General features: G+C 72.9%; 24 protein-coding genes. 8 read left to right on the forward strand and 16 right to left on the reverse strand.

Going from position 1 to position 25402, the window contains the following annotated elements; translation table 11 throughout:
• Positions 1–43: 43 nt before the first annotated feature.
• The 4 genes from EUA98_RS12135 to EUA98_RS12150 all read left to right on the forward strand — a co-directional run bounded on the left by EUA98_RS12135 (position 44) and on the right by EUA98_RS12150 (position 7345).
• Entirely contained in the window at positions 44–2920 is a 2877-nt protein-coding gene (locus tag EUA98_RS12135) for a DEAD/DEAH box helicase (RefSeq protein ID WP_242511441.1), read from the forward strand.
• Between the two features lie 56 nt (positions 2921–2976).
• On the forward strand, positions 2977–4626 hold the full coding sequence (locus EUA98_RS12140) for an amidohydrolase (protein ID WP_130102950.1): 1650 nt from the start codon (positions 2977–2979) through the stop codon (positions 4624–4626).
• A 407-nt stretch (positions 4627–5033) separates the two neighbouring features.
• Positions 5034–6596: an apolipoprotein N-acyltransferase gene (gene lnt, locus EUA98_RS12145; RefSeq protein ID WP_130102951.1), complete on the forward strand. Its 1563-nt coding sequence runs from the start codon at positions 5034–5036 to the stop codon at positions 6594–6596.
• Complete coding sequence (locus tag EUA98_RS12150) at positions 6596–7345, forward strand: polyprenol monophosphomannose synthase (RefSeq protein ID WP_130102952.1); 750 nt, start codon at positions 6596–6598, stop codon at positions 7343–7345. Before lnt ends, EUA98_RS12150 begins: the two co-directional genes overlap by 1 nt.
• 36 nt (positions 7346–7381) lie before the next feature.
• On the opposite strand, the gene EUA98_RS12155 is transcribed toward EUA98_RS12150, so the two are convergent.
• The 4 genes from EUA98_RS12155 to EUA98_RS12170 form a co-directional block, all read right to left on the reverse strand.
• Entirely contained in the window at positions 7382–7726 is a 345-nt protein-coding gene (locus tag EUA98_RS12155) for an RNA polymerase-binding protein RbpA (protein WP_130102953.1), read from the reverse strand.
• A gap of 248 nt (positions 7727–7974) precedes the next feature.
• A complete protein-coding gene (locus EUA98_RS12160; protein WP_130102954.1) occupies positions 7975–8649 on the reverse strand; it encodes a hypothetical protein in 675 nt (224 codons plus the stop codon).
• A 95-nt stretch (positions 8650–8744) separates the two neighbouring features.
• The gene (locus tag EUA98_RS12165) at positions 8745–10832 is read right to left on the reverse strand and encodes an ABC transporter ATP-binding protein (protein WP_130102955.1); all 2088 of its coding nucleotides are present in this window, start codon (positions 10830–10832) and stop codon (positions 8745–8747) included.
• Positions 10833–10929: 97 nt separating this feature from the next.
• Entirely contained in the window at positions 10930–11409 is a 480-nt protein-coding gene (locus EUA98_RS12170; RefSeq protein ID WP_130102956.1) for a heme-degrading domain-containing protein, read from the reverse strand.
• A gap of 267 nt (positions 11410–11676) precedes the next feature.
• On the opposite strand from EUA98_RS12170, the gene EUA98_RS12175 reads away from it, so the two are divergent.
• Positions 11677–11928: a hypothetical protein gene (locus tag EUA98_RS12175; RefSeq protein ID WP_130102957.1), complete on the forward strand. Its 252-nt coding sequence runs from the start codon at positions 11677–11679 to the stop codon at positions 11926–11928.
• On the opposite strand, the gene EUA98_RS20450 is transcribed toward EUA98_RS12175, so the two are convergent.
• Complete coding sequence (locus EUA98_RS20450) at positions 11916–12047, reverse strand: hypothetical protein (RefSeq protein ID WP_255424308.1); 132 nt, start codon at positions 12045–12047, stop codon at positions 11916–11918. The two genes, EUA98_RS12175 and EUA98_RS20450, sit on opposite strands and share 13 nt — an antisense overlap.
• A 186-nt stretch (positions 12048–12233) precedes the next feature.
• Between EUA98_RS20450 and EUA98_RS12180 the strand changes: the two genes are divergently transcribed.
• A complete protein-coding gene (locus tag EUA98_RS12180) occupies positions 12234–12848 on the forward strand; it encodes a PilZ domain-containing protein (RefSeq protein WP_130102958.1) in 615 nt (204 codons plus the stop codon).
• 48 nt (positions 12849–12896) lie between these two features.
• Here the strand turns inward: EUA98_RS12180 and EUA98_RS12185 are convergent, their stop codons facing one another.
• Both EUA98_RS12185 and EUA98_RS12190 read right to left on the reverse strand, forming a co-directional pair.
• Positions 12897–13553, reverse strand: a complete 657-nt coding sequence (locus tag EUA98_RS12185) for an MBL fold metallo-hydrolase (RefSeq protein WP_130102959.1) — start codon at positions 13551–13553, stop codon at positions 12897–12899.
• Positions 13554–13575: 22 nt separating this feature from the next.
• The gene (locus tag EUA98_RS12190; RefSeq protein WP_130102960.1) at positions 13576–16974 is read right to left on the reverse strand and encodes a pyruvate carboxylase; all 3399 of its coding nucleotides are present in this window, start codon (positions 16972–16974) and stop codon (positions 13576–13578) included.
• A 207-nt stretch (positions 16975–17181) separates the two neighbouring features.
• Between EUA98_RS12190 and EUA98_RS12195 the strand changes: the two genes are divergently transcribed.
• Positions 17182–17955: a ParA family protein gene (locus EUA98_RS12195; RefSeq protein ID WP_130102961.1), complete on the forward strand. Its 774-nt coding sequence runs from the start codon at positions 17182–17184 to the stop codon at positions 17953–17955.
• A gap of 125 nt (positions 17956–18080) precedes the next feature.
• Here the strand turns inward: EUA98_RS12195 and EUA98_RS12200 are convergent, their stop codons facing one another.
• From EUA98_RS12200 to EUA98_RS12240, 9 genes are all read right to left on the reverse strand, one after another.
• Positions 18081–18662: a MerR family transcriptional regulator gene (locus EUA98_RS12200; RefSeq protein WP_130102962.1), complete on the reverse strand. Its 582-nt coding sequence runs from the start codon at positions 18660–18662 to the stop codon at positions 18081–18083.
• Between the two features lie 221 nt (positions 18663–18883).
• Positions 18884–19399: a bifunctional nuclease family protein gene (locus EUA98_RS12205; protein ID WP_242511443.1), complete on the reverse strand. Its 516-nt coding sequence runs from the start codon at positions 19397–19399 to the stop codon at positions 18884–18886.
• 37 nt (positions 19400–19436) lie between these two features.
• Positions 19437–20219: a transcriptional regulator FtsR gene (gene ftsR, locus EUA98_RS12210; protein ID WP_207219075.1), complete on the reverse strand. Its 783-nt coding sequence runs from the start codon at positions 20217–20219 to the stop codon at positions 19437–19439.
• A 56-nt stretch (positions 20220–20275) separates the two neighbouring features.
• Positions 20276–20809 (reverse strand): FHA domain-containing protein, encoded by a 534-nt coding sequence (locus EUA98_RS12215; protein WP_130102963.1) that lies wholly within the window; start codon positions 20807–20809, stop codon positions 20276–20278.
• A 94-nt stretch (positions 20810–20903) separates the two neighbouring features.
• Positions 20904–21746 carry a DUF881 domain-containing protein gene (locus tag EUA98_RS12220; protein ID WP_165372817.1) on the reverse strand — a complete coding sequence of 281 codons (843 nt, stop codon included), beginning with the start codon at positions 21744–21746 and terminating at the stop codon, positions 20904–20906.
• Between the two features lie 2 nt (positions 21747–21748).
• Positions 21749–22081 (reverse strand): small basic family protein, encoded by a 333-nt coding sequence (locus EUA98_RS12225; RefSeq protein ID WP_130102965.1) that lies wholly within the window; start codon positions 22079–22081, stop codon positions 21749–21751.
• Entirely contained in the window at positions 22078–23001 is a 924-nt protein-coding gene (locus tag EUA98_RS12230) for a DUF881 domain-containing protein (RefSeq protein WP_130102966.1), read from the reverse strand. The genes EUA98_RS12225 and EUA98_RS12230 overlap by 4 nt, the downstream gene beginning before the upstream one ends.
• Positions 22998–23582 carry a cardiolipin synthase ClsA gene (gene clsA, locus EUA98_RS12235; protein WP_130102967.1) on the reverse strand — a complete coding sequence of 195 codons (585 nt, stop codon included), beginning with the start codon at positions 23580–23582 and terminating at the stop codon, positions 22998–23000. The genes EUA98_RS12230 and clsA overlap by 4 nt, the downstream gene beginning before the upstream one ends.
• Before the next feature lie 103 nt (positions 23583–23685).
• Positions 23686–24735 carry a zinc-dependent alcohol dehydrogenase family protein gene (locus EUA98_RS12240; protein ID WP_130102968.1) on the reverse strand — a complete coding sequence of 350 codons (1050 nt, stop codon included), beginning with the start codon at positions 24733–24735 and terminating at the stop codon, positions 23686–23688.
• Between the two features lie 82 nt (positions 24736–24817).
• On the opposite strand from EUA98_RS12240, the gene EUA98_RS12245 reads away from it, so the two are divergent.
• Positions 24818–25234: a CoA-binding protein gene (locus EUA98_RS12245; RefSeq protein WP_130102969.1), complete on the forward strand. Its 417-nt coding sequence runs from the start codon at positions 24818–24820 to the stop codon at positions 25232–25234.
• The last annotated feature ends 168 nt before the right edge of the window (positions 25235–25402 follow it).

Consider the following 25402-nt stretch of genomic DNA (forward strand, 5'->3'; position numbering starts at 1 on the left):
CGGGCGTGTCGACCTGGTGGTCGGGGTGCCTAGGCTGGCGGATGTGTCCGCAGACCCCGAGCCGTCGCCGTCCGAGCGGTCCGCCGCTGTCCATCCGACCGCCGACGCCGACCTGCCGTCCGGCACGGTCGGCCGCCCGACCGAGCTCGAGGTCTTCCGGGCGCTGATGGGCTTCACCCTGGACGACTTCCAGGTCGCCGGGTGCGAGGCGCTCGAGGCGGGCCGCGGCGTCCTCGTGGCGGCGCCCACCGGGGCCGGCAAGACGGTCGTCGGCGAGTTCGCCGTGCACCTGGCGCTGGCGGCCGGCCGGAAGGCGTTCTACACGACGCCGATCAAGGCGCTGTCGAACCAGAAGTACGGCGACCTCGTGCGCCGGTACGGGCCCGAGCGCGTGGGTCTGCTCACCGGAGACACGACCGTCAACGGCGAGGCGCCGATCGTCGTGATGACCACCGAGGTCCTGCGCAACATGCTGTACGCCGACTCGCCCACCCTCGACGGGCTCGGGTACGTCGTGATGGACGAGGTGCACTACCTCGCCGACCGGTTCCGCGGTCCGGTCTGGGAAGAGGTGATCATCCACCTCGCCCCCGACGTGCAGCTCGTGTCCCTGTCGGCCACGGTCTCCAACGCCGAGGAGTTCGGCGACTGGCTCGAGATGGTCCGCGGCGACACCGCGGTCGTCGTCAGCGAGGTGCGCCCCGTCCCGCTCGGTCAGCACGTCCTGACGCGCGGCGACCTGTACGACCTGTACGCCGGGCACGTGGACCCGACCGCGCCGGGCGTCGACCCGCCGATCAGCCCCGAGCTGGCCGACGCGATGCGCCGGCGCCAGGCGGGCGATTCGGCCGGCGGCGGGCCGGTCGGTCGCGGCCCACGCGGACGGGGAGACCGCGGCTACCGCGGTGGCGGCTACCGCAGCGGCGGCGACCGACCTGGCGGGCCGCCCCGGCCCGCCTTCCGGCCGACCCCGCGGTTCGCCGTCGTGCGCCTGCTGGCCGACGCCGGCCTGCTCCCGGCGATCGTGTTCATCTTCTCGCGGGCGGGGTGCCAGGGGGCGGTCAGCCAGTGCCTGGCGGCCGGGCTCCGACTCACCACGCCGGCGCAGGAGGCGCAGATCCGGCAGATCGTCGAGGAGCGGTGCGCGACGCTGCCGTCGGAGGACCTCGCGGTCCTCGGGTACTGGGAGTGGACCGAGGCCCTCGCGCGAGGCCTGGCGGCCCACCACGCCGGCATGCTGCCGATCTTCAAGGAGACCGTCGAGGACCTGTTCTCCCGCGGGCTGGTCCAGGTGGTCTTCGCGACCGAGACGCTGGCCCTGGGCATCAACATGCCGGCCAAGTCCGTCGTGCTCGAGAAGCTGGTCAAGTGGGACGGCTCCGCGCACGTGGACGTCACCCCGGGGGAGTACACCCAGCTCACGGGCCGCGCCGGGCGCCGGGGGATCGACGTCGAGGGGCACGCGGTCGTCGTCGACCACCCCGGGCTGGACCCGGTCGCGCTGGCCGGCCTGGCGTCCAAGCGCCTGTACCCGCTGCGGTCGAGCTTCATCCCCACCTACAACATGGCCGTGAACCTCGTGGCGCAGGTGGGCCGGGAACGGGCCCGTGAGGTGCTCGAGACGTCGTTCGCGCAGTTCCAGGCGGACCGGGGGGTCGTCGGGCTGGCCAAGCAGGCCAAGGCGCACGCGGAGGCGCTCGAGGGCTATGCCGAGGCCATGCGGTGCCATCTGGGCGACTTCGCCGAGTACGCCGGACTGCGCCGGGCGATCACGGAGCGCGAGCACGGCCTGACCCGGGACGCGTCCCGCGAGCGTCGGGCGGCGGCGGCCCGGTCGCTCGAGGGCCTGCAGGTCGGCGACGTGCTGGAGATCGCCAGCGGGCGCCGCGCGGGGCACGCCGTCGTGCTCGACCCGGGGTCGGACGTCGGCGTCGAGGGGCCACGCCCCACGCTGCTGATGGACGACCGCCAGGTGCGACGCGTCTCGATCGCGGAGGTGCCCGACGGCGTCCGCCGGATCGGCTCGTTGCGGGTCCCGCGCGGGTTCAACGGCCGCAACCCCGCCGCGCGCCGGGCGCTGAGTGCCGACCTGCGCGAGTGGCTCCCGCAGGCGGCACCACCCCGCGGCGGACGGCAGCGACCGGCCAAGGGGCGCAAGGCCGCGACCGAGGACGCCGAGCTGGCGTCCCTGCGCCGCCGCGTGCGCGCCCACCCGTGCCATGCCTGCCCGGACCGCGAGGACCACGCGCGCTGGGCCGAACGCTGGGACAAGCTGCGCCGCGAGCACGCTGCGCTCGTTGCCCGGATCGAGGGCCGCACGAGCTCCATCGCGCGGGTCTTCGACCGCATCTGCGACGTGCTGCAGCGCCTGGGCTACCTCGCGGCCGCACCCGACCAGCCGGTGACCGTGACCGCGGACGGGCAGTGGCTGCGCCGGCTCTACGCGGAGAACGACCTGCTGGTGGCCGAGTGCCTGCGCCGCGGGGTCTGGGAGGACCTGGACGCCCCGGGCCTGGCCGCCGCGGTGTCGACCGTCCTGTACTCGGCCCGCCGGGACGACCGCGAGGGCGAGCCGCGCATCCCCGGTGGACCCGCCGGGACGCTCGGCCGGGCGCTCGAGGAGACCAGCCGGATCTGGTCCACGCTCGAGACACTCGAGGCCGAGCACCAGATCGAGTCGACCGGACCGCTCGACCTCGGCCTGGTGGAGGTCGTGCACCGCTGGGCCGCCGGTCGCAGCCTCGAGGTGGTGCTCAAGAGCACCGATCTCGCGGCCGGCGACTTCGTGCGGTGGTGCAAGCAGATCATCGACCTGCTCGACCAGATCGCGCAGGCGGCGCCCACCGCGAAGGTGCGCGAGACAGCGCATCGCAGCATCCGTGGGCTGCGGCGCGGGGTGGTGGCCTACTCGTCGCTCTAGACGGTCGGCGGTGGGGCGGTCGGCGGTCCCGCCCGGGAGGCCTATCGTGAGCGACTGTGAGCTCCAGCCTGTACCGCAACGGTGTCATCCACTCCTCCTCCGACCCGTTCGCCGAGGCAGTGCTCGTCGCCGACGGGGTCATCACCTGGCTCGGCGCTGACGACACGGCAGCGGGGCTCGTGGCCACCGTCGACGAGGTCGTGGACCTGGACGGTGCGCTGGTCGCCCCGGCCTTCGTGGACGCCCACGCGCACCTGCTCGAGACCGGGCTCGCGCTCGAGGGGCTCGACCTGTCCGCGGCGGCGGGGATCCACTCGCTGGCGGGTGCGCTCTCCGCCCTCGCCGCGGCCGCGCGGGCCGCGCGGGCCGGCGGCGCGTCCGGGCCGCTGCTCGGGCACGGCTGGGACGAGCGGACCTGGCCGGAGGGTCGCGCGCCGACCATTCAGGAGCTCGACCTGGCGGCCGGCGGGGCGCCGGTCTACCTCGCGCGGGTCGACGTGCACTCGGCGGTGGTGTCGTCGTCGTTCGCGGCGGTCGCCGGCCTGGCGGGGCTCGCGGGCTGGACCGCCGACGGCGGCGTCTTGGGCGAGGCCCATCACGCCGCCCGCGAAGCGGCGCGGGACGTCGACCAGCCCCGGCGCGAGGGCCTCTACCGACAGGCGCTCGCCCGGGCCGCGGCCCACGGCATCGCGTCGGTGCACGAGCACAGCGCGCCCTTCATCGACACCCGCGCCGGGCTCCTCGAGCTGCTGGCGCTGACCACCGATCCGGCGGCGGCCCTGCCGCACGTCGTGGCCTACCGCGGCGAGCTGTGCACCACGGTCGACGACGCCCGGGAGATCCTGGCCGCCCTGCCGGGCCTGACGGGCATCGGCGGCGACCTCAACGTCGACGGGTCGCTCGGGTCGCGCACCGCTGCCCTGCGGTCGCCGTACTCGGACCTGCCCGCCCGCCACGCGCACGCGGGGTCGCTGTACCTGACCGCCGACCAGATCGCCGCCCATCTGGTCGCGGTGACCCGGGCCGGGGTGCAGGCCGGCTTCCACGTCATCGGCGACCGCGCGATGGACGAGTTCCTCGCCGGGCTGCAGCTGGCGGTCGAGGAGGTCGGGGCCGGTCCGATCCGCGGCGCCGGGCACCGGGTCGAGCACGCGGAGATGATCGACGCCCCGACGCTGGCCGCGCTCGTCCTGCTCGGGGTGCGCCTGAGCGTGCAGCCCGCCTTCGACGCCGCGTGGGGCGGGCCGGACGGGATGTACGCGGCCCGGCTCGGGGCCGGCCGCGGTGCGGCGCTCAACCCGCTCGCCGATCTTGCGGCGGCCGGGGTCCCGATGGCGTTCGGCTCGGACTCGCCCGTGACGCCGTTCGACCCGTGGGCAGGGGTGGGCGCGGCGGTCACCTTGCACGAGGCCGACCAACGCATCTCCGCCCGGGCCGCGTTCCGCGCGCACACCCGCGGCGGCTGGCGGCTGGCGGGGCTGGACCACACCGGGGCGGGGGAGATCCGGCTGGGAGCCCCCGCCCACCTGGCCGTGTGGCGCGCCGAGCAGCTGGTGGTCCAGGCCGCGGACGGGCGCGTCTCGGCCTGGAGCACGGACGCGCGCGCCGGGACGCCGCTGCTCCCGGAGGTGGGACCCGACGCCGTCCCTCCCCGGTGCCTGCGCACCGTGCGCGACGGCGTCGTCGTGCACGACGCCCTCGACTGACTGCTCGACCCGGGCACCGCGCGGGCGCCCCGCACGGGGTGGCGCCACGACGCACCCGGGTGACGGGGGAGGGCAGAGTCCGACACGCCGCACGACACGCCGTCGCCCGGCCGAGATCCGTCGATGAGGTATCTGGCTGACCTGCAGCAACGCCTCTGAACTGGACATATGTCCCCTTGACAGCGCTCCCAGACCCGGTAGGTTCACGTCTTGTTCCTCTTCTCATAGGCGCTGGTGCCCCGGGAGTTCATCTCTTGCCGGCACCCGCCCGGGCGGGAAGTGGACACCGGCTGGGCCCGCGTGTTCAACAGAAAACAAGCGCCGCCCTCGCAAGGGGCGGCCCTTGGTACGAAGGACGCGCGGGTCGGTCGGTCGGCGGGAGGGGTCCGCTGTCGTACCCTTCTGGAATGCCCCACCCCGAGCCCAACCGATGGTGGGTGCTCGCCCTCGCCGCCGGCAGCGGACTGCTCACCGAAGCAGCCTTTCCCGACCGCGGCTGGTGGGGTGCCGGCTTTGTCGGGATGGCCCTGCTCTTCCTCGCGCTGCGCCGCGACGGTGCCCTCTGGAACGCCCTGGTCGGCTTCGTATGGGGGCTGGCCTTCTTCGCCCCGCACATCACCTGGGCCGACTACGTCGTCGGGCGCGTGCCATGGGTGGCGCTGACCGTGTTCGAGGCCCTGTACATCGCCCTGTTCGGCGCCCTGTGGACCTGGGCGCGCCGCGGCACGGCCATCTGGCGCAGCGCCGGGCTGCAGGTGACCGCGTTCGTCGTGCTGTGGGTGGCGGTCGAGGAGCTCCGGTCCGTCGCGCCGTTCGGGGGCTTCCCGTGGGGCCGGTTGGCGTTCTCCCAGGCCGACTCCCCGCTCGTCCGGCTCGCCTGGCTCGGCGGGGCCCCGCTCGTGTCGGCGGCCGTGGTCGCGATCGGTGCGCTGCTGGCCGTGGCCATGCTCGCGGCGCGTCGGCTGACGCTGCTCCGCACGGTGTTCGCCACCGCGCTCGCCCTGCTCCTGGTCGGCGTCGGGCTGCTCGTCCCGCTCGACACCCAGGCCCAGGAGGGGCACCTGCGCGTCGGCGCGGTGCAGGGCAACGTACCCACACCGGGCGCCGAGGCGTTCTCGCAGGCACGCGAGGTGCTCCGCCTGCACGCGGAGGGCACCCGGGCCCTCCTGGACCAGGTCGAGCCGGGTGAGCTCGACGTCGTGCTCTGGCCCGAGAACGGCACCGACGTCGACCCCCAGGTGGACGCGGCCGCGGCCGCGGAGATCGACGCCGCGGCGCGTGCCGTCGACGCCCCGATGCTGGTCGGCACGGTGGAGTACCCGTCGACCGGCGGCCGGTACAACACGGCGGTGCTGTGGGTTCCCGGCGAGGGGGTGGTGGCGACCTACGTCAAGCAGCACCCGGCGCCGTTCGCCGAGTACATCCCGCTGCGGCGTTGGGTGCGGCCGTTCTCGTCCGCCGTGGACCTGGTCCGCAACGACATGATCGCCGGCACGAAGGTGGGGGTGGTGCCGCTGGAGTCCGCCCGCCTGGAGCGGACCGTGCCGCTGGGGGACGTCATCTGCTTCGAGGTGGCGTACGACCCGCTGGTCCGCGAGTCGGTGCGCGCCGGCGCCGAGGTGCTGGTGGTGCAGACGAACAACGCGTCGTTCGGCTTCACCGACGAGTCCACCCAGCAGCTCGCGATGTCCCGGCTGCGGGCGATCGAGCACGGTCGTGCCACGGTGCAGATCTCGACCGTCGGCGTGAGCGGGATCATCGCGCCGAACGGGGTCGTGAGCCAGCAGACCGACCTGTTCACCGCTGCCCAGCTGGTCGCGTCGCTGCCGCTGCGGACCTCCCTGACCCCGGCGACGCGGATCGGGGACTGGCTCGCGTGGGGCGTCGCGGGGCTCGCGGTCGTGATCGTGCTCTCCGGCATGGTGGGCGCCACGAGGGTCCGCCGCCCGAACCGGCCGGAGGGCCTGTGATGCGCACGGTCGTGATCATCCCGACCTACAACGAACGCGACGCCCTGCCGGTGACGCTCGCGCGCGTGCGCGCCGCCGTGCCCGACGCGGACGTGCTCGTGGTCGACGACGGCAGCCCGGACGGCACGGGCCAGCTCGCGGACCGGGCCGCGGCCGACGACGCGGGCGTGCACGTGCTGCACCGCGCGAGCAAGCTGGGGCTCGGCCAGGCGTACGTGGCGGGGTTCACCTGGGCGCTGGCCCGGGGCTACGAGGTCGTCGTCGAGATGGACGCTGACGGCTCGCACCGCGCCGAGGACCTCCCGCGTCTGCTGGCGGCCCTGCCCGACGCCGATCTGGTGCTCGGGTCTCGCTGGGTCCCGGGTGGCCGCGTCGTGAACTGGCCGACGCATCGCCAGCTGCTCTCCCGCGGCGGCAACACCTACACGCGGCTCATGCTCGGTTTCCCGCTGCGCGACGCCACCGGCGGCTTTCGGGCGTACCGCGCGCCGCTGCTCGCCAGCCTCGACCTCGGGGCGGTCGCATCGCACGGGTACTGCTTCCAGGTGGACATGGCCTGGCGGGTGCTGCGCGCCGGCGGTCGCGTGGTCGAGGTGCCGATCACGTTCGTCGAGCGCGAGCAGGGCACCTCGAAGATGAGCCGCGAGATCGTGGTCGAGGCGCTCGTCCGGATCACCAGCTGGGGAGTCGCCTTCCACGCACGCCAAACAGCCGACGCGGTGCGCCGGCTGCTTGGTCGAGCGAGGTAGCTCCCGGGTGCGAGCCCGGGGACGAGCGGTGAAGCCTCAGGCGCTCCGACGGAGCTTGCCCGCGCGGAGCAGGTCGAGGCGTTCCTCGAGCAGCTCCTCGAGCTCCTTGACCGTGCGACGCTCGAGGAGCATGTCCCAGTGCGTACGCGGCTTCTTGCCGTTCTTCGGTTCGGGCCGGGTGGCGTCGCGCAGCAACGCCTCCTCGCCACACCGGCACTCCCAGACCAGGGGCACGTCGGCCTCGGTCGAGAAGGGCAGGATGATGGTGTGCCCGTTCGGGCAGTCGTAGTGGGCCTGCAGCCGGGGAGCGAATTCCACGCCCTCTTCCGTCTCCAGGCTGTTGGAACCGATGCGCATTCCGCGCAAAGATCGGTTCGCCATCTGTACCTCCGTGGTGCCGTCATTCGACTCGTGCTCTACCGTTGTGTTCAACGCATACGACCCCGCCCGTGTTCCACGACGAGGTGAAGGTCCCGTGAACGTCGGTCTGCGTGGCTCGGTTGGCCAGGTTGTGCGGGGCGATCCGGGTGAAGTACGCCGCCTCGGCGCCCCGGACTCATGGTGGCGGCCCGCGAGCCCCGCTGCAAACTTTCCCGGTGTGACGCTCGACTCCTTCTAGGACTTCCGCCTCATGTGAGGCCGAGCGGAAGGACCCGGGAGCGGTCGCGGCCGATGGCGACCATGGCCCGCACCGCGACCCCGGCCTCGGCCATCGCCTCGGACAGCGCCTGGGACCAGCCGGCCTCGAACGTGCCGCGGTCACCGCCGCCGCGGCGCACGAGCCCGAACGCCAGGCACCCGCCGGGCGCGTTCTCGTCGAGGAGCGTGCGCAGCTGCCGGGCGAGATTGGCGACCATCGCGCGGTTGACGATCGTGGGCAGGTCGCCGATCGGGATCACGAGCGGTAGCACACGGTCGTGCTCGTCGAGGAACACCACCCACAGGGCGCGGGGGCCATCGCGTTCGGGGCCCACGAGGGCGAGGAGGTGCTCGTGCACGTCGTCGGCCGTGCACAGGATCCGCCACGGTCGCGGTATCCGCTCGTCGTCGTCCTCGTCGTCCTCGTCGAAACCTCCGAAGTAGCCGAACGCGTCCAGATCGTCCTCGTCGGAGTCGTCATCGAAGGGCATGGGGTCGAACGGGCCGCGGCGGAGGATCTCCTCGTGCGAGAGGGGGTTGCCGAAGCGGTCGGCGCACATCGGGAAGCTCTCACCGAACGGGAACGTCCGGTCGAGCGCATGCGGATCGTCGGGGGAGTCGGCGCCGTCGAGGTCGTCGTCCCAGCTGTCGTTGAGGTTCGTCATGCCGGTCAGCCTCGCCACGGCGTCCGGTGCGCACCCCGCGGGCCTGCGGCGCTGGGGACGACCTGCCCGAGCGGTGGTCCTGTGGGCGGGTCGACTCAGAGGTCGGGGCCGCCGGGCTGGGCCAGGACCACGCCGTCGGTGAACATCACACCGTCCGCGAACCGGGCCTCGACCCGACCGCCACCGAACTGCTCGGCGTACAGCCGGGCGTACAACCCGTCGGGTGCGGCGACCAGCTCCTCGTGCGTCCCGTGCTCGACCACCCGGCCGTCGTCGACCACGAAGATCACGTCGGCATGCCGGATCGTCGAGAGCCGGTGCGCGATCGCGAGCGTCGTCCGCCGGGTCATCGCCACCGCCAGTGCCTGCTGCACGAGCCGTTCGGACGCCGAGTCGAGGGCGGAGGTCGCCTCGTCGAGGATGAGGATGCGCGGGTCCTTGAGCAGCACCCGGGCGATCGCGATCCGCTGCTTCTCGCCCCCGGACAGGCGGTAGCCCCGCTCGCCGACCGTCGTCGCGTAGCCGTCGGCGAACGCCACGATCCGGTCATGGATGTTCGCCGCGCGGCAGGCGTCCTCCAGCTGGGCGTCCGTGGCGTCCGGGCGCGCGTACCGCAGGTTCTCGGCGATCGTGGCGTGGAAGAGGTACGGATCCTGGGTGACCATGCCGACGACGTCGGCCAGGGACCCCATCGTGACGTCCCGCACGTCGAAACCGTCGACGCGGACGGCGCCACGGTCGACCTCGTACAGCCGGGGGACCAGGTAGCTCAGGGTCGTCTTGCCGGCGCCCGACGGCCCGACGAACGCCGCGAGCTGACCCGGCTCGATCACGAATGACGTGTCACGCACGGCCCACGGACGCGGCCGGGTGTCCGGGCCCCGGGCGGCGCCGGGGTCCGCCAGGGGCGGTGCGGGCTGGGTCGAGCCGCCGGGTCGGCCGCCGCCGGTCGGCGCGAGCCCGAACGCCAGCCCGATCCCTTTCCCGCCGCCACCCATGCCGCCGCCGTGCATCCCGGGCAGGCGGGGCACCGGCGCCGGTGCGTACAGCCGCGGGGGAGGGGGGTAGGCGAACCAGACGCCGTCGAGCTCGACCCGCCCGCGCGTGGTCGCCCGATCGAGCGCCACCGCGCCGGGGCGGTCGGTGATCGCGGGGGTGAGGTCCAGGTACTCGAAGATCCGGCGGAACAGCGCCAGCGAGGTCTGCACGTCCAGGGCGACCCGCATCAGGGACAGCATCGGCATCAGCAGCCGGGCCTGCAGGGTCGAGAACGCCACGAGGGTGCCGGCCGTGAGCACCTGGGTGTCGGTGGAGCCGGCGAGCATGTACCCCGCCACCAGGTAGACCAGCGCGGGCGTGATCGCCATGAAGGCGGACACGACCCCGAAGAACCCCTGGCCGGCCATCGCCTGCCGCACCTGCAGGTCGACCAAGCGGTCGTTCTCGTCGCGGTACCGGGTGACCTCGGAGTCGGCCCGGTTGAAGATCTTCGCGAGCAGCACCCCCGAGACGCTCAGCGCCTCCTGCGTGATCGCGGTCATGTCCGACAGCGACTCCTGGGTGGCGCGCGCGAGCCGCTGGCGGCGCGCCCCGACGCGGCGCTGCAGCACGATGAACACCGGCATCAGCGCCAGTGCGACGACCGTCAGCTGCCAGCTCAGCAGCACCATCGCGATGATGGACGCGATCACGGTCACCGAGCTGGACAGGATGGACGACGCCGTCGTGGTCAGCACCGAGCCGACCCCGCCGACGTCGTTGGCGAGCCGGGACTGGATCGACCCCGTCTTGGTGGTCGTGAAGAACGCCAGCTCCATGCGTTCGAGGTGCTCGAACAGCCGCCCGCGCAGGTCGGCCATCGCGAGGTTGCCGACCTTGGTCGTGAGGTAGGTCTGCCCGACGCCGATCGCCGAGCTGAGCAGCGGGATCGCGATCATCGCGGCCGTCAGCTGCGCCAGCAGCGGCAGGTCCACGCCCGTGCCGGTGGCGAACCCGAGCGCGTCGTCGAACACGCGACGGGTGAGGAACGGGGTGATCACCCCGAGCGTCGAGGCGACCAGGATCGCGACGGCGACCAGGACCAGCCGGCCCCGGTAGGGCGTGAGCAGCGCGCCGATCCGGCGCAGCAGGGCGGGGGAGGCCGCGACCTCCGGGGTGCTCGCGTGCGGTGGGGTGGCTGGCACGCCCCCAGTGTTGTCTGGCACGCCCACAGTGTGCGGTGCGCGTGCGCCGTCTGTCGCCTGCCCGGCGGCGGGTTTCGCGGTTGGCGCAGCGCGGCCGTCAGGCCAGGAAGACCCGCAGCGCCTCGACCACCAGGGCGTGGTCGTCGGCCTGCGCCAGGCCCGAGACCGTCACCGTGCCGACCACGCCCACCCCGACCACGCGCACCGGGAAGCACCCGCCGTGCGCGGCGTACTGCTGCAGCGGCAGGTCGTGCGCGACGGCGAACGTGGTGCCCTTGGCGACCGCGCGCAGGCCGACGAGGTAGGACGACGCCCCGAACCGCTCGACCACCCGGACCTTGCGCTCGACCCAGGTGTCGTTATCGGCGACCGTGCCGGGCAGGGCCGCGTGGAACAGCTGTTGGGTGCCGCGGCGCACATCGATCGTGATCGGCAGCTCGCGCTCCTGGGCGAGCTCGACGAGCAGGCAACCCAACTGCCACGCGTCGGCGTTGTCGAACCGGGTGAACACCAGGTCGCGCTCGTGCGCCTCGAGGGTCGCGATCGTGGCCAGGACGGTGGGATCGGGTGCGCTCATGCCGGCGATCGTACGCAGGTGGCCGGTCCGCCGCCCGGTCGGGCCCGGGGGGCCGGACCCCGCTCCGCACGCTCACCCGACAACGCCGATAAGGTACATTATGACAAACGACCCGAGGAAACTGGTCGATCGGGGGCCCGGCCCCTCCTCCGCGGCCCGCTGGCTCCTCCTCGGGCCGCCGGCGCGACGGACCGGCGACCGCGGGACCGGCGACCGCGCTGTCGCGGCTGACCGACGACACCGGCGGTTCGTGGCACAGTATCTGCCATGCCCGAACTGATCCCGTCCGACGAGCCCGATCCGACCGAGTCCGAGGACGACGACGCCCCGACCTCGATCCGGGACAACTGGTGGTGGTCGCCCTCGTTCGCCATCGTCATCGGCGTCGTGGTGGTGCTGTTCCAGGTCGGACCGATCAACGACTCCGGTGGGGTCTGGCTGAACTGGGCGGTCGCCGGGATCGGCATCGCCCTGGCCGCCACCGGTGCTGCCCGCCTCGTGCGGGCCTACCCGCGCTGAGGATCGACCGGCTCGCGGTCCGCGCGGGCCACGTCCGCGATCTCTTCCTCGGGTCGCGGCGGGATCGTCTCGTCGAACTCGAGGTTGACGACCTCGTCGTGGGAGAACGGCTCGGTCATGGCGGGCTCCTTCGGGGCGAGATCCCCACGGTACGGCGCCGGCCGGCGACAGGCCAGTACGCCGATGGTGGCGCGCTGGGGTGAGATTCGGTCCGTTCCGGGCCCGCCTCGCACGGGAGGCCTTCGTCGTCTCGTAGGGTGGAGCGTCCGGATACCGTGCTTGTGCATCTCAGGGTGGTGACGCGGGTGCTCGAAGGCAGCCCGAGCGTGGTGATCGTCGGCGAGGCCGAGGTCGCGCGCGGCGAGGTGAGCGTCGATGCGGGCCTGTCCCTGAGCATCCGGCTGGCCGAGGTGCTCGGTGACCTTCCCGCGCCCGGTGACGAGGTCGTGGTGCGCACGTTCGAGGCGATCCGTGGCCGCCGGGAGTACGTCGTCACGGTCGAGTCGGTCAACCAGGAGATGCTGGTCGTCACCGACATCGAGCTCATCTCCGCCTTCCAGCAGCGGGCGATCGTCCGGGTGGAGACCGACCTTCCGGTCACCCTCGTGTACGAGATGATCGGCGACGAGCTCGTCGACGCCGAGATCCCGATCCAGGGCAGGATGCTCGACCTCAGCGCGACCGGGTTCAGCCTGTTCTGCTCGACCGCGCTGCCCGAGGCCTATCGCTTCGGCTTCCACTTCAGTACCGACTTCGACGAGATGGTGCTCGTCGCCGATGCGATCCGGAGCGAGGACGTCCCGCGGGGGCACCGCTACGGCTGCCGGTTCGTGGGCACCACGCAGCGCGAGGCCGACGCCCTGCACCGGTACGTCCTCAGCGAGCAGATCGCCCAGCGCCGGCGCACCGACGGCCTCTGAGGCATCCCCTCCCCCGCCGGCGGGGCGCCCTGCGCGGTCGAGGCAGGCTCAGGGCAGCTCGAGCCCGACGCCGTCGACGGGCCGCAGGTACTGCGCGCCGCCCAGTCCCAGCCCGTGCGGACCGAGCAGGCGGTCGACCAGGTCGCAGCCGATCCGGGAGTACAGCGCGTCGTGGATGGGGATCGTCAGGCGCGGGCCGACGGCCCGGACGTAGTCGACCACGTCGCCCAGGCGCAGCCACGGAGCGGCGATCGGGATCAGCAGCACGGCCACCGGGCGGGGCGGCACCGTGAACGAGTCCCCCGGGTGCAGGACGGACCCGTCGATGAGGTAGGCGACGTTGGCCAGGCGTGGGACGTCGGGATGGACCGCCTCGTGCAGGCCGCCGTAGACCTCCACCTCGAAACCGGCCACCTCGAACGTGTCCCCTGCGCGCACGGCGTGGACGCGGTCGGCGAGCTCTGGAGCACCCTCGAGCAGCAGCGCGACGACGTCGGCCGGGGCCCAGACCTCGAGATCCGGCCGGGACACCAGGTCGCGACGCAACGTGACCGGCACGACGTGGTCGGCGTGCTGGTGGGTGACCAGGACGGCGTCGGCGTCGTGCGTGGCGTCGCTCGCGCTGAACGAGCCGGGGTCGATCACGAGCCGGGCGCCGTCCTTCTCCAGACGTACGCACGCGTGGCTCAGCCGTGTCAGGAACATGGCCGCCAGCCTGCCACGAGGGTCAGCCGATCACCAGCACCAGGTCGCCGCCCTCGAGCTGCTGGGTCGCCCCGATCGCCAGCCGGCGCACCACTCCCCCGATCGGGGTCGTGATCGCCGCCTCCATCTTCATGGCCTCCACGGTGGCGACGGTCTGGCCGGCCTTGACCCGCTGACCCTCCTGGACCACCGGCGTGACCGCCCCGGCGAACGGCGCCGCGATGTGACCGGCGACCCCGGGATCGGCCTTCTCGGACGACGCGAGGTCGACCTCGATCCCGGTGTCGCGGACCTGCAGCGGGCGCAGCTGCCCGTTGAGGGTGAACATCGCGCTGCGCATGCCCCGCTCGTCCGGGATGCCGACCGCCTCGAGCCCGACGAGCAGCCGCACGCCCTTCTCCAGGACGATCTCGACCTCGCCGCCCGGGTCCATCCCGTACAGGTAGCTCTTGGTGTCGAGCACCGACACGTCGCCGTGGGCCGCACGGGACGCCTCGAACTCCTTGGTCGGCCCGGGGAACAACAGGTGGTTGAGCCGGTCCCGGCGGGTCGCGGAGTCGCCGTCCAGGTCCTGGCGGTCCTGGTCGGTCAGGGGCTGCACGCCGGACCGCACGGCGCGGCCCTTGAGGGCCTTGGTGCGGAACGGCTCGGGCCACCCGCCCGGCGGAACGCCGAGCTCGCCCGACAGGAACCCGATCACCGAGTCGGGGATGTCGAAGTCCTGCGGCCGGTCGGCGAAGTCCGCCGGGTCCGCGCCGCGGGCCACCAGGTGCAGGGCGAGGTCGCCCACCACCTTCGACGACGGGGTGACCTTGACCAGCCGGCCGAGGATGTGGTCGGCCGCGGCGTACATCTCCTCGATCGCCTCGAACTGGTCGCCCAGACCGAGCGCGATCGCCTGCTGGCGCAGATTGGACAGCTGACCGCCCGGGATCTCGTGGTCGTACACGCGACCGGTCGGTCCGGGCAGGCCGGACTCGAACGGCCGGTACAGGCGGCGCACGCCCTCCCAGTACGGCTCGAGGTCGCAGACCGACCGCAGGGAGAGCCCGGTGTCCCGCTCGGTGAACGCCAGCGCGGCCACCAGCGCCGACATGGGCGGCTGGCTGGTCGTGCCGGCCATCGGAGCGCTGGCCACGTCGACGGCGTCGACCCCGGCGTCGGCGGCCGCGAGCAGGGTCGCCAGCTGGCCGCCGGTGGTGTCGTGGGTGTGCAGGTGGACCGGCAGGTCGAACCGCGCCCGCAGCCCGGCCACGAGCGCCGTGGCGGCGGCGGGGCGCAGCAGGCCGGCCATGTCCTTGATCGCCAGGACATGGGCGCCGGCCTCGACGATCCGGTCGGCCAGCCGGAGGTAGTAGTCGAGCGTGTACAGGTCTTCCGCCGGGTCCAGCAGGTTGCCGGTGTAGCACAGCGCGACCTCGGCGACCGTCGTCCCCGTCGCGCGCACGGACTCGATCGCGGGTCGCATCTGCTCGACGTCGTTCAGGGCGTCGAAGATTCGGAACACGTCCACCCCGGTCGCCGCGGCCTCGCGCACGAAGGCGTCCGTGACCTCGGTCGGGTAGGGCGTGTAGCCGACCGTGTTGCGGCCGCGCAGCAGCATCTGGATCGCGATGTTCGGGAGCGTCTCGCGCAGCGTGGCGAGGCGGCTCCACGGGTCTTCGCCGAGGAACCGCAGCGCGACGTCGTAGGTGGCGCCGCCCCACGCCTCGACGGACAGCAGCTGCGGCGTCAGCAGCGCGACGTGCGGCGCGACGGCGACCAGGTCGTGCGTGCGCACGCGGGTCGCCAGGAGCGACTGGTGCGCATCGCGGAACGTGGTGTCGGTGACGGCCAACGGGCGCTGGGCACGCAGCGCGGCCGCGAAGCGCTCCGGGCCGAGCTCCAGCAGCCGCTGCCGGCTGCCGTCCGGGATGGCCACGCCGAGCGGGAGCACGGGGAGCTTGGAGCGCGGGTCCGCGAGCGTGGGGGCCACACCGTACGGCTTGTTCACCGTGACGTTGCCGAGGAACCCGAGCAGCTTGGTGCCCCGGTCGGCGCTCGCGCGCGCGGCCAGCAGCTGCGGGCGCAGGTCGATGAACGACGTCGACAGGTCGCCGGCGACGAACGCGTCGTCGGCCAAGACGGCCTGCAGGAACGAGATGTTCGTGCGCACCCCACGGATCCGGAACTCCGCCAGCGCCCGGCGGGCCCGGCGGACCGCCATCGGGAAGTCCCGGCCGCGGCAGGTGAGCTTGACCAGCATCGAGTCGAAGTGGCCGCTGACCTCCGCCCCCGCGGAGGCCGTCGCGCCATCGAGCCGCACCCCGGCGCCGCCCGGCGAGCGGTAGGCGATGATGCGGCCGGTGTCCGGTCGGAACCCGTTGGCCGGGTCCTCGGTGGTGATGCGGCACTGCAGCGCGAAGCCGTTGACCCGCACGGAGTCCTGGGAGATCCCGAGGTCGGCGAGGGTCTCCCCCGCCGCGATCCGCAGCTGGGAGGACACCAGGTCGATGTCGGTGACCTCCTCGGTCACGGTGTGCTCCACCTGGATGCGCGGGTTCATCTCGATGAAGACGTGCTGACCGGCGCGGTCCCCCTCGGTGGCCACGAGGAACTCGACCGTGCCGGCATTCTCGTACCCGATGCTGCGTGCGAACGTCACGGCGTCGCGGCACAGCGCGTCCCGGATCGCGGGATCCAGGTTCGGCGCCGGCGCGATCTCGATGACCTTCTGGTGGCGCCGCTGGAGCGAGCAGTCACGCTCGAACAGGTGTACGACGTTCCCGGCCTTGTCGGCCAGGATCTGGACCTCGATGTGCCGGGGCCGCAGCACTGCCTGCTCGAGGAACATCGTGTCGTCGCCGAAGGAGCCGCTGGCCTCGCGCATCGCGGCCGCGAGGGCCTCCCGCAGGTCCTCGCGGCGCTCGACCCGCCGCATCCCGCGGCCTCCCCCGCCGGCGACCGCCTTGGCGAACAGCGGGAAGCCGACCTCCTCGGCCGCCACGACGAGCACCTCGATGTCGGCGGACGGCGCGCTGGAGGCGAGGACGGGAATCCCCGCGTCCCGCGCCGCCTGCAGGGCGAGCACCTTGTTCCCGGCCAGCTCGAGCACCTCCGGCGGGGGCCCGATGAAGACGAGGCCCGCGGCCTGGCAGGCGCGCGCGAGCTCGGGGTTCTCTGACAGGAATCCGTAGCCGGGGTAGATCGCGTCGGCGCCCGAGTCGCGTGCGACCCGGATCATCTCGTCGATGTCGAGGTACGCCCGCACCGGGTGGCCCGTCTCCCCGATCGGGTAGGACTCGTCGGCCTTGAGCCGGTGCTCGGAGTTGCGGTCCTCGTGCGGGAACACCGCGACGGTCCGCGCACCGAGCTCGTAGGCGGCCCGGAAGGCCCTGACGGCGATCTCCGCCCGGTTCGCGACAAGCACCTTCGAGAACACGTGCCACCCCATCTTCTTGCCGTTCGCAGGCGCACGGCCAGCGAGTCGTGTGAACTCGGGTGCTCCCGGTCAGGGCGGCGGGCGAACCCGCGCCTCCCCAGCGATCGGCGTGATCATCCCACGATGCGGGGGGCGATGTGCTCGTCAGATGTCCCACCGCGGTGTGGTCTCACCCTGTGAACCCGTTCCTGCCGCTACGGTGAGCGCGTGCTGGTGCTAGGGGTGTGCAGTCTCAAGGGTGGTGTGGGGAAGACCTCGGTGACCCTCGGCCTCGCGTCGGCCGCCGCCGCCAGGGGGGTGCGCACCCTGGTGATCGATCTCGACCCGCAGGGCGACACGACCATGGCGCTGGGTGCCGACAGCACCGACCGGCTCGATGTCGCGGCGGTGCTCGACGACCCGCGCTCGTCGGTGGTCGACCGCTCGATCGCCCCGAGCGCCTGGGCGCCCGACGGGCTCGACGTGATGCTGGGCTCCGCGCGCTCGGCGGCGCACGACGGGCCCGGGTCCGACGAGGATCTCGACCGGCTCGCGTTCGCGCTCTCGTTCGTCGGCGACTACGAGCTCGTCCTGATCGACTGCCCGCCCTCGTTGGGTGGCCTCACGAAGGCGGGCCTGATGGCCTGCGACCGCGCCGTGATCGTCACCGAGCCCGGGCTGTTCGCCGTGATGGCCGTCGGGCGCGCCATGCGCACGATCGACGAGCTCCGCCGCGGTCCGGCCCGCGAGCTCCAACCGCTCGGCATCATCGTGAACCGGGTCCGGGGCCGCTCGGTCGAGCAGACCTACCGGCTCGACGAGCTCAAGACGCTGTATGGCCCGCTGGTGCTCTCCCCGGCCATCCCGGAGCGCGCAGCGCTGCAGCAGGCACAAGGAGCCGCCCGCGGGTTGCACTCGTGGCCGGGGGCCTCGGCCGCCGAGCTGGCAGATATGTTCGACCAGCTGCTCGACCGGGTGCTGCGCGCGCCGCGCACCAACTGACGCGGGGCCGTCCAGGAACTGGCCGCCGCCCGGGACCCAGGAGCCGTCCGGAACGCTGATGCCGCCCGGGAGCCAGGCGGCGGGTATGACCCCGCGAGCGGGTGCTGATCAGTGAGCGGTGCTGATCAGCCGGCGGTGCGGGCGTGTCGACGCTGGGCGAGCTCGTCGTTCGCGCCGTTGGTGGGGCTGTCCTCGAGGCGCTCGGTCGGCAGGGCCGCCAGCGTGCCCTCGACCTCGCGCCAGACGCGGCCGACGGCGATGCCGAAGACGCCCTGACCGCCCTGCACCAGGTCGAAGACCTCGTCGGCGGACGTGCACTCGTACACGGAGGCGCCGTCGGACATCAGCGTGATCTGCGCGAGATCGTCCACGCCGCGCTCGCGCAGGTGCGCCACTGCCGTACGGATCTGCTGCAGGGACACGCCCGTGTCGAGGAGCCGCTTGACGACCTTGAGCACGAGGATGTCGCGGAAGCTGTACAGCCGCTGCGTCCCGGAACCGGTCGCGGTGCGGATCGTCGGCTCGACCAGTCCGGTGCGGGCCCAGTAGTCGAGCTGGCGGTAGGTGATCCCCGCCGCCCGGCAGGCCGTCGGGCCGCGGTAGCCGGTCGTGGTGTCGAGGTCGGGAAGCTCATCGCCGAAGAGCAGGCCCTGCGCGCGCTGCGGGACCCTGCCTGCGGCGTCCCCTGTCTCGCCGGTGCCGCTCACGGGTCCTCCATCTGGCCGTTGCACGCATCCGCCGAAGATGTCGGCGCTCGTCTCCCGGCTCGGCGCGCCCTGCAAAGGCCGCGCGTGAGTCGGGGTGCTTCGGATGTCAGTGCAACGCTAGGCCGCGCCGGTAGGGCAGTCAACGACGCCGCGCCGTGGCCGAGCGAGCGGGTTGTCGTGGCGCAGGTCTCACCGCCGGGCCACGGCGGGTGCCGCCGCGCTCACCCGCCGGGAGGTGCGGGGTTCTCGCCGGTGTCGAAGTCCTCCGGGGTGACCTGTTCGAGGAACTCGCGGAACCGTTCGAGCTCCTGCTCCGCGGGCCCCGCCGATGCCTCGACCCCGGCGATCGCGACGACCTCCGCCGAGCAGAGCACCGGGCTTCCGGTGCGCACCGCGAGAGCGATGGCATCGGACGCCCGCGAGTCGACCCGGACCCCGGTGGTGAGCACGAGCTCGGCATGGAAGACGCCGTCGGTGAGGCTCGTGATCTCGATACGTACGAGCCCGACGCCGAGCGCCGCCAGCACGTCACGCAGCAGGTCGTGCGTCATCGGACGGGGCGGGACGATGCCGGCCTGGGCGGCCGCGATGGCGCTGGCCTCGTTCGGCCCGATGAGGATCGGGACCAGAAGCTCGGCCGCCGGGTCGAGCAGGAGCACGACGATCTCGTCGTCGAGGCGGTGCTGGCGCACACCGACGACCTCCACCGGGACCAGTTCCTCGTCGTCTCCCGTCACAGCTCCACGCTACGGCCTTCGTCCCCTTCTGGGGGAATCAGGGTGAGAGTTCGGTGACGCCGGCGCGGACGAGCACCGTGTGCAGCTGGCTGCACAGCTCGCCGACCTCGGCCGCGAGGGTTCCCGCGCGGGCCCGCGACGACGCCGCGTGCTGTCCGCGCCACGGCGCGACGACCTGGTCGACCAGGTCCACCTGCCGCTCGGCCGCCGTGCGGAACGCCCGCAGGTGCCGGGTGTCGATCCCGTGCTCGTTCAGGGCCGCGGCCAGCGCGACGACGTCGCGCGACCAGGGGTCGAAGTACCCCCGCGCGGTCGGACGCAGCACGCCCGCCTCGACGAGCGCCACGACGAAATCCTCGGGGACGCCGGCATCGGCGGCCAGGCCGGCGGTCGTCCATCGGCCGGCGATCGCGGGCCGATGGGCGCCGTCGGCCGTCGCGAGCCGCGCCGGGGCGGGCGCCGCGCTCTCGTCACCGAGGTCCAAGGCGTCGAGCTGTTCGCCGATCACCTTGAGCGGGAGGTACCGGTCGCGCTGCTGGCGCAGCACGAACCGCAGGCGCTCGACGTCGGCCGGGCTGTACTGGCGGTAGCCCGACGCGGAGCGCACCGGCTCGACCAGACCCTGCTCCTCGAGGAACCGGAGCTTGGAGTTGGTCACCGCGGGAAACTCGAGCTGAAGAGCTCCGAGAACGTCGGAGATCCGCATGGACGCCTTGCGGGACACCCCGCGCGGCCAGGGTTCGACGATGTGCGGACGGGCAGGTGCCGTGGGGTCGAGCAGGGCGCGGGTCTCCTGCAACGGACCCCGAGAGACGCTCATCGCGCCCCGTTCACACGGTGCCGATGTGTCGACGCGACCTCACGCACGACTGCCGCTCACTGCCCAGACATCGGGCCGGGCGCCCCACCGCTCTCGCGTCCCGGACTCGGGTGGAAGGTCAGTCGGTACTTGCCGATCTGGACCTCGTCGCCCGACCGGAGCACGGCGGAGTCGATCCGGTTGCGGTTGATGTAGGTGCCGTTGAGCGAACCGATGTCCCGGACCACGAAGTCGTCACCCTCGCGGACGAACTCCGCGTGCCGACGCGACACGGTCACGTCGTCGAGGAAGATGTCGGCGTCGACGCTGCGGCCCGCCACGGTCTTCTCGGCGTCCAGCAGGAACCGGGCCCCGGCGCTCGGGCCGCGCTGCATGATCAGCAGTGCCGACGTGCGCGGCAGCGCGGCGACAGCGGCACGCTCCTCGCCGGACAGCCCCGGCGCCGCGACCGCATCGGCTTCGACCGCCTCGAGCTGGCCCAGGCTGATGGTGGTGTCGCCGGCCCCGCGTGGCGCGTTCGCCTGCAACGGCGCACGACCCGGTACGCCCTCGCCCGCATCGGGTGGGGATACCTGTGGGTCGTCCATCATCGCGCCTCCCGGGAGGTGAACAGAGAAATCAGACATCGGCTTGTGGCTCGGGGACTGCCCTTAGCCTATGCGGACCGGCGCGGGGTCGCAGCCCTCAACCCGCCCCGATCGGCGCGGGTGTGGCGAACTCGGGCTCCGACACCGTCCGCGTGGCGGTGATCTGGATCTTGTCGCGTGCCACCGGGGATCCACGTCCGCCGGCGTTCCGGACCGCGGCCATGGCGCCCCCAGGGATCTCGAGCGCGGTGGGGGCCAGCGCCGCGGGATCGCCGATGGCGAGCCAGTGGTACGGGGGGGTCAGGAGCATGCCGTCGATCTCGACCCCGTCGTCGGTGTCCACGAAGTAGCTGCTCGCCACGACGCGTTGCTCGTTGACCTGGATCGCCTCGGCGCCGGCGTTACGCATCTCCTCGAGCACGTTGAACAGCGTCAACGCGGGGATCGTGCCGGTGGACTCGGTGATCGTGACCTCGATGCCAGGCCCTTCGGCGGGGAGCCGGCCCGACAGGATCCCCAGGGTGGTCGCGGTCTTGGTCGCCGCGTCGAGCGCCGCCTGCTGCTGGTCGGACCCGCTGAGGAGCTCCTGACGGCTGCGCTCCAGGGCAGCAGCCTCACGCTCGAGATCGGCGGTGCGCTGTGCGGTCTCGTCGAGGATCCGCACCAGGTCGGACTGCCCGAGGGCGGAGAGTCCCTCGACGTTGGTCTGGCGGACCTGAACGACGAGGGCGAACCCGAGCAGCGCGCACAGCAGGGCGACGAAGAACTGTGCCCGGCTCGCGCGCGGTCTGCCCGCAGCCCACAGCGTGCGTGGACCGGACGGCCCCGCCGGCGTCGAACCCGCAGCGTGCTCGTCGTCCGACGGGGTCGTCGGGGGCACTGCCGCCGGGACGGCCGGGATCATGTCGGTCGCCGCCTCGCTGCGGTGCTCGCCGGGCACCATCAGGCCTTGAGGACGTGGCGGCGGATCGCCGCGGCGTTGGAGAAGATCCGGATCCCGAGCACCACGACGACGGCCGTCGAGAGCTGTGTCCCGACGCCCAGCTGGTCGCCCAGGAAGACGATGAGGGCGGCCACCACGACGTTCGAGAGGAACGACACCAGGAACACCCGGTCGTTGAAGATGCCGTCGAGCATGGCGCGCAGGCCCCCGAACAGCGCGTCGAGAGCGGCCACGACCGCGATCGGAAGGTACGGCTGCAACGACGTCGGCACGGTTGGCTCAAGAACCAGGCCGGCGACGACCCCGATGATCAGACCCAGCACCGCGATCACGGCTCAACTCCTTTGACGGTGGGGCTCGACGATGCCATAGTCCCGGCCTCGGTCGTGGTCGGCAGCCGCGCGGACCACAGCCGGGTGCTCGATGCCGCCGGCAGCTCGAGGCTGTCCTCGCTCGAGAACCTGCTGCCGATCCCGTAGTTGTTGCGGAGCGTGGACAGGTGCTGCCCCGCATCGGTGCGCGCGAACCTGGTCTCGAGGTCCGCGGGGTCACCGATCGCCTCGACCACGTACGGGCCCGAGAGCGGGACGAGATCGACCAGGATCGCGCTGCCCGCGCTGCGGATCGCGGTCACGGCGGAGAGGCGGTGCCCGTTGATCGCGATCGCCTCCGCGCCTGACGCCCAGAGCCCGTTGACCGTGACCTGGAGGTCGCCGTCCTGCACCCGCTCATTGGGGTTCGCCCGCTCCAGGTCTTCCCGCGCGGCGGCCGAGTCCTCAACCGTGAGCCGGAGCCCGGGCCCGTTCACGGCCACCGCCCCCGAGCTCACGCCGTCCGACGCGACGCGCGCGAGCGAGGCTGGATCGCGGTCGCCGAGCGCCGCGGCCTGCAGCTCGGCGATCTCCTGCGTGCGCTCCGCGTTGTCCTCCTCGAACTGCTCGGCGACGGCGGACCGCTCCTCGATCTGCTCCTCGAGCAGCGCGCGGGCCTGGGCGACGGCCGGCTCGGGGGCGCGCAGATCGGCGGCCGCGGCGGCCGTGACCAGACCGAGCGCGATGGCCAGCAGGAAGTGCCAGGCCGTGTGCAGCGGGCGGACGGGCGGGTTGCCGGCGGCGCGACGCCGGTCGGCGGCCTGTTGGTAGCCCGGGTCGAGGGGCTTGAGCATGACCTCGTTGAGGAGCGTCATCGACGCGTCGACGGGTCGGGCGGACGCAGGGCTCGGGGGCGCGCCCTGAGGTGGGCGCGTCGTCATGCCGTGACCTGAGGCTGACGGAGCAGGGCGCGCGCCTGGGCGAAGTAGAGCAGTGCGGCGAACCAGTAGAGCCCGACGCCCCACCACGCGAAGGCCCAGCCGAGCGCGGATGCGACCGTCCCGACCGGTCCGCTCCACTCGGCGAGCAGCAGGAGGGGGAACGCATACAGCAGCGCGAACGTGCCGGCCTTGCCCGCGAAGTGCACCGGCAGGGGGCCGTAGCCGTGGCGCGCGAGCACCGGCAGCAGGCCGGCGAGCAGCACGTCGCGTCCGACGAGCACGACCACGAGCCACACCGGGACGACGTCACGCAGGGCGAGACCGATCAGGGTCACGAGGATGAACAGCCGGTCGGCGGCGGGATCCAGGAGCTGTCCGAGCCGGGAGACCTGGTTGAAGCGCCGCGCGATCAGGCCGTCGAGCCAGTCGCTCGCACCGGAGACCGCGAGCACCGCGAGGGCCCAGATGTCCTCACCCTGGACGATCAGGACGGCAAAGACCGGCACGAGCGCGAGCCGGCCGAAGCTGATCACATTGGGGACGGTGAGCACGCGGCTGCTGACCTCTAGCTCGCGTGCCACTGCTCCCCCGTCGATGTCGCGACCCGCCTGTGGGCCGTACTGATTCACGATCCTAAGGGAACCGTGCCTGGTCACAGCCCGCAAGGACCGGCGCTTCGGTGGCCTACGGGCGCAGCATCGTCTTGATCGCGCGACGCTCGTCCATCGCGGCGTAGCCCTCGGCGACGGCGTCGAGCGGAAGGGTGAGGTCGAAGACGCGGCCCGGATCGATCGAGCCGTCGAGCACGTCCGCGAGCAGCTCGGGCAGATAGGCGCGTACCGGCGCGACGCCGCCCGCGACGTTGAGGTTCGCCCCGAACATCTGCCCGATGGGCAGCTCCGGACCGCCCGCCGGGACCCCGACGTACCCGACGAATCCGCCAGGGCGGGTGGAGTCGAGCGCCTGCTGCATCGACTCACGGGTGCCGACGCACTCCAGGACGGCATCGGCTCCGATACCTCCGAGCAGCTCGAGCACGGCGGCCACCCCGGCGGGTCCGCGCTCGGCCACGATGTCCGTCGCCCCGAACTCCCGGGCCACGGCCTGCCGGTCGGCGTGCCGCGACATGGCCACGATGCGGCCGGCGCCGAGGCGCGCGGAGGCAAGGACCGCGCACAGCCCGACGGCACCGTCGCCCACGACGACGACGGTCGAACCGGGGCCGACGCGCGCGGAGATGGCGGCGTGGTGGCCGGTCCCCATCACGTCGGAGAGCGCCAGCAGGCTCGGGATGAGCTCGTCGGAGGGGTAGGTCGGCGTCGCGACGAGGTTCGCGTCGGCGAACGGGGTGCGGACCAGCTCGCCCTGTGCGCCGTCGACGAGCAGGCCCTCATGGTCGAGGCCGCCCCACATCACGCCGTGCACGCACGAGGTCGGGAAGCCGTTCAGGCAGTGCGGGCAGGTGCCGTCGCCCAACGCGAACGGCGCGATCACGAAGTCGCCGGGGCGCACGGTCGTGACGTCGGCGCCGATGGCCTCGACGACCCCGACCAGCTCGTGGCCGATCCGGCGCGGTTTGGCCGTGGGTCGGATCCCGCGGTAGCCCCACAGGTCCGAGCCGCACACGCACGCCGCGACCACACGCACGATCGCGTCGGTCGGTCGGTGCAGGACGGGGTCCAGGACCTGCTCGAGGCGGACGTCTTTCGGGCCGTGCAGAACGGTGGCGCGCATGGCGTCACCCTACGGTGGGCGCGGTGCCGCCGGGGCCGCCAGTGGTTCTCTCGGCCACGGGCCGGTGTGGCAGGGTGACGCCATGTCTCACGTGAACGATCCCGCGGTGGTGCAGCGCCTGCTCACGACCCCCGCCCGCTGGGCCGTGGTGGGGCTGTCCACGAACCGCGCGCGGGCCGCGTACGAGGTGGCCGCCTACGTCCAGGGCGCCCTCGGGATGACGATCGTCCCGGTGCACCCGGCCGCCGCGACCGTGCATGGTGAGGTGGGCTACGCCAGCCTCGGGGACGTGCCCGGGCCGGTCGGCGTCGTGGACGTCTTCGTGAACTCCGCCCTGGCAGGCGACGTGGTCGACCAGGTGATCGCCGTCGGTGCCGGTGCGGTCTGGCTGCAGCTCGGAGTGGTCGACGAGGCCGCGGCGGCCCGGGCCCGGTCCGCCGGGCTCGATGTGGTCATGGACCTGTGCCCCATGATCGAGGCGCCGCGGTTCGGCCTCTAGCCCGCCCCCGGCCCCACGATTCGCCGTGCGTGAGCGACGTCACCACCGAGCTATGCCCGGCGTCCGGTAGACTCATCGTCGAATCTGGAGTTCGTCGCGTAATCCCTCATGTGTCTGTGCCGGTGGTTCGACCACCTGTGTGTTCGGGGATGGCGACCATGCGGTCCG

Source organism: Pengzhenrongella frigida (assembly GCF_004168625.1).
GTDB lineage: Bacteria > Actinomycetota > Actinomycetes > Actinomycetales > Cellulomonadaceae > Pengzhenrongella > Pengzhenrongella frigida.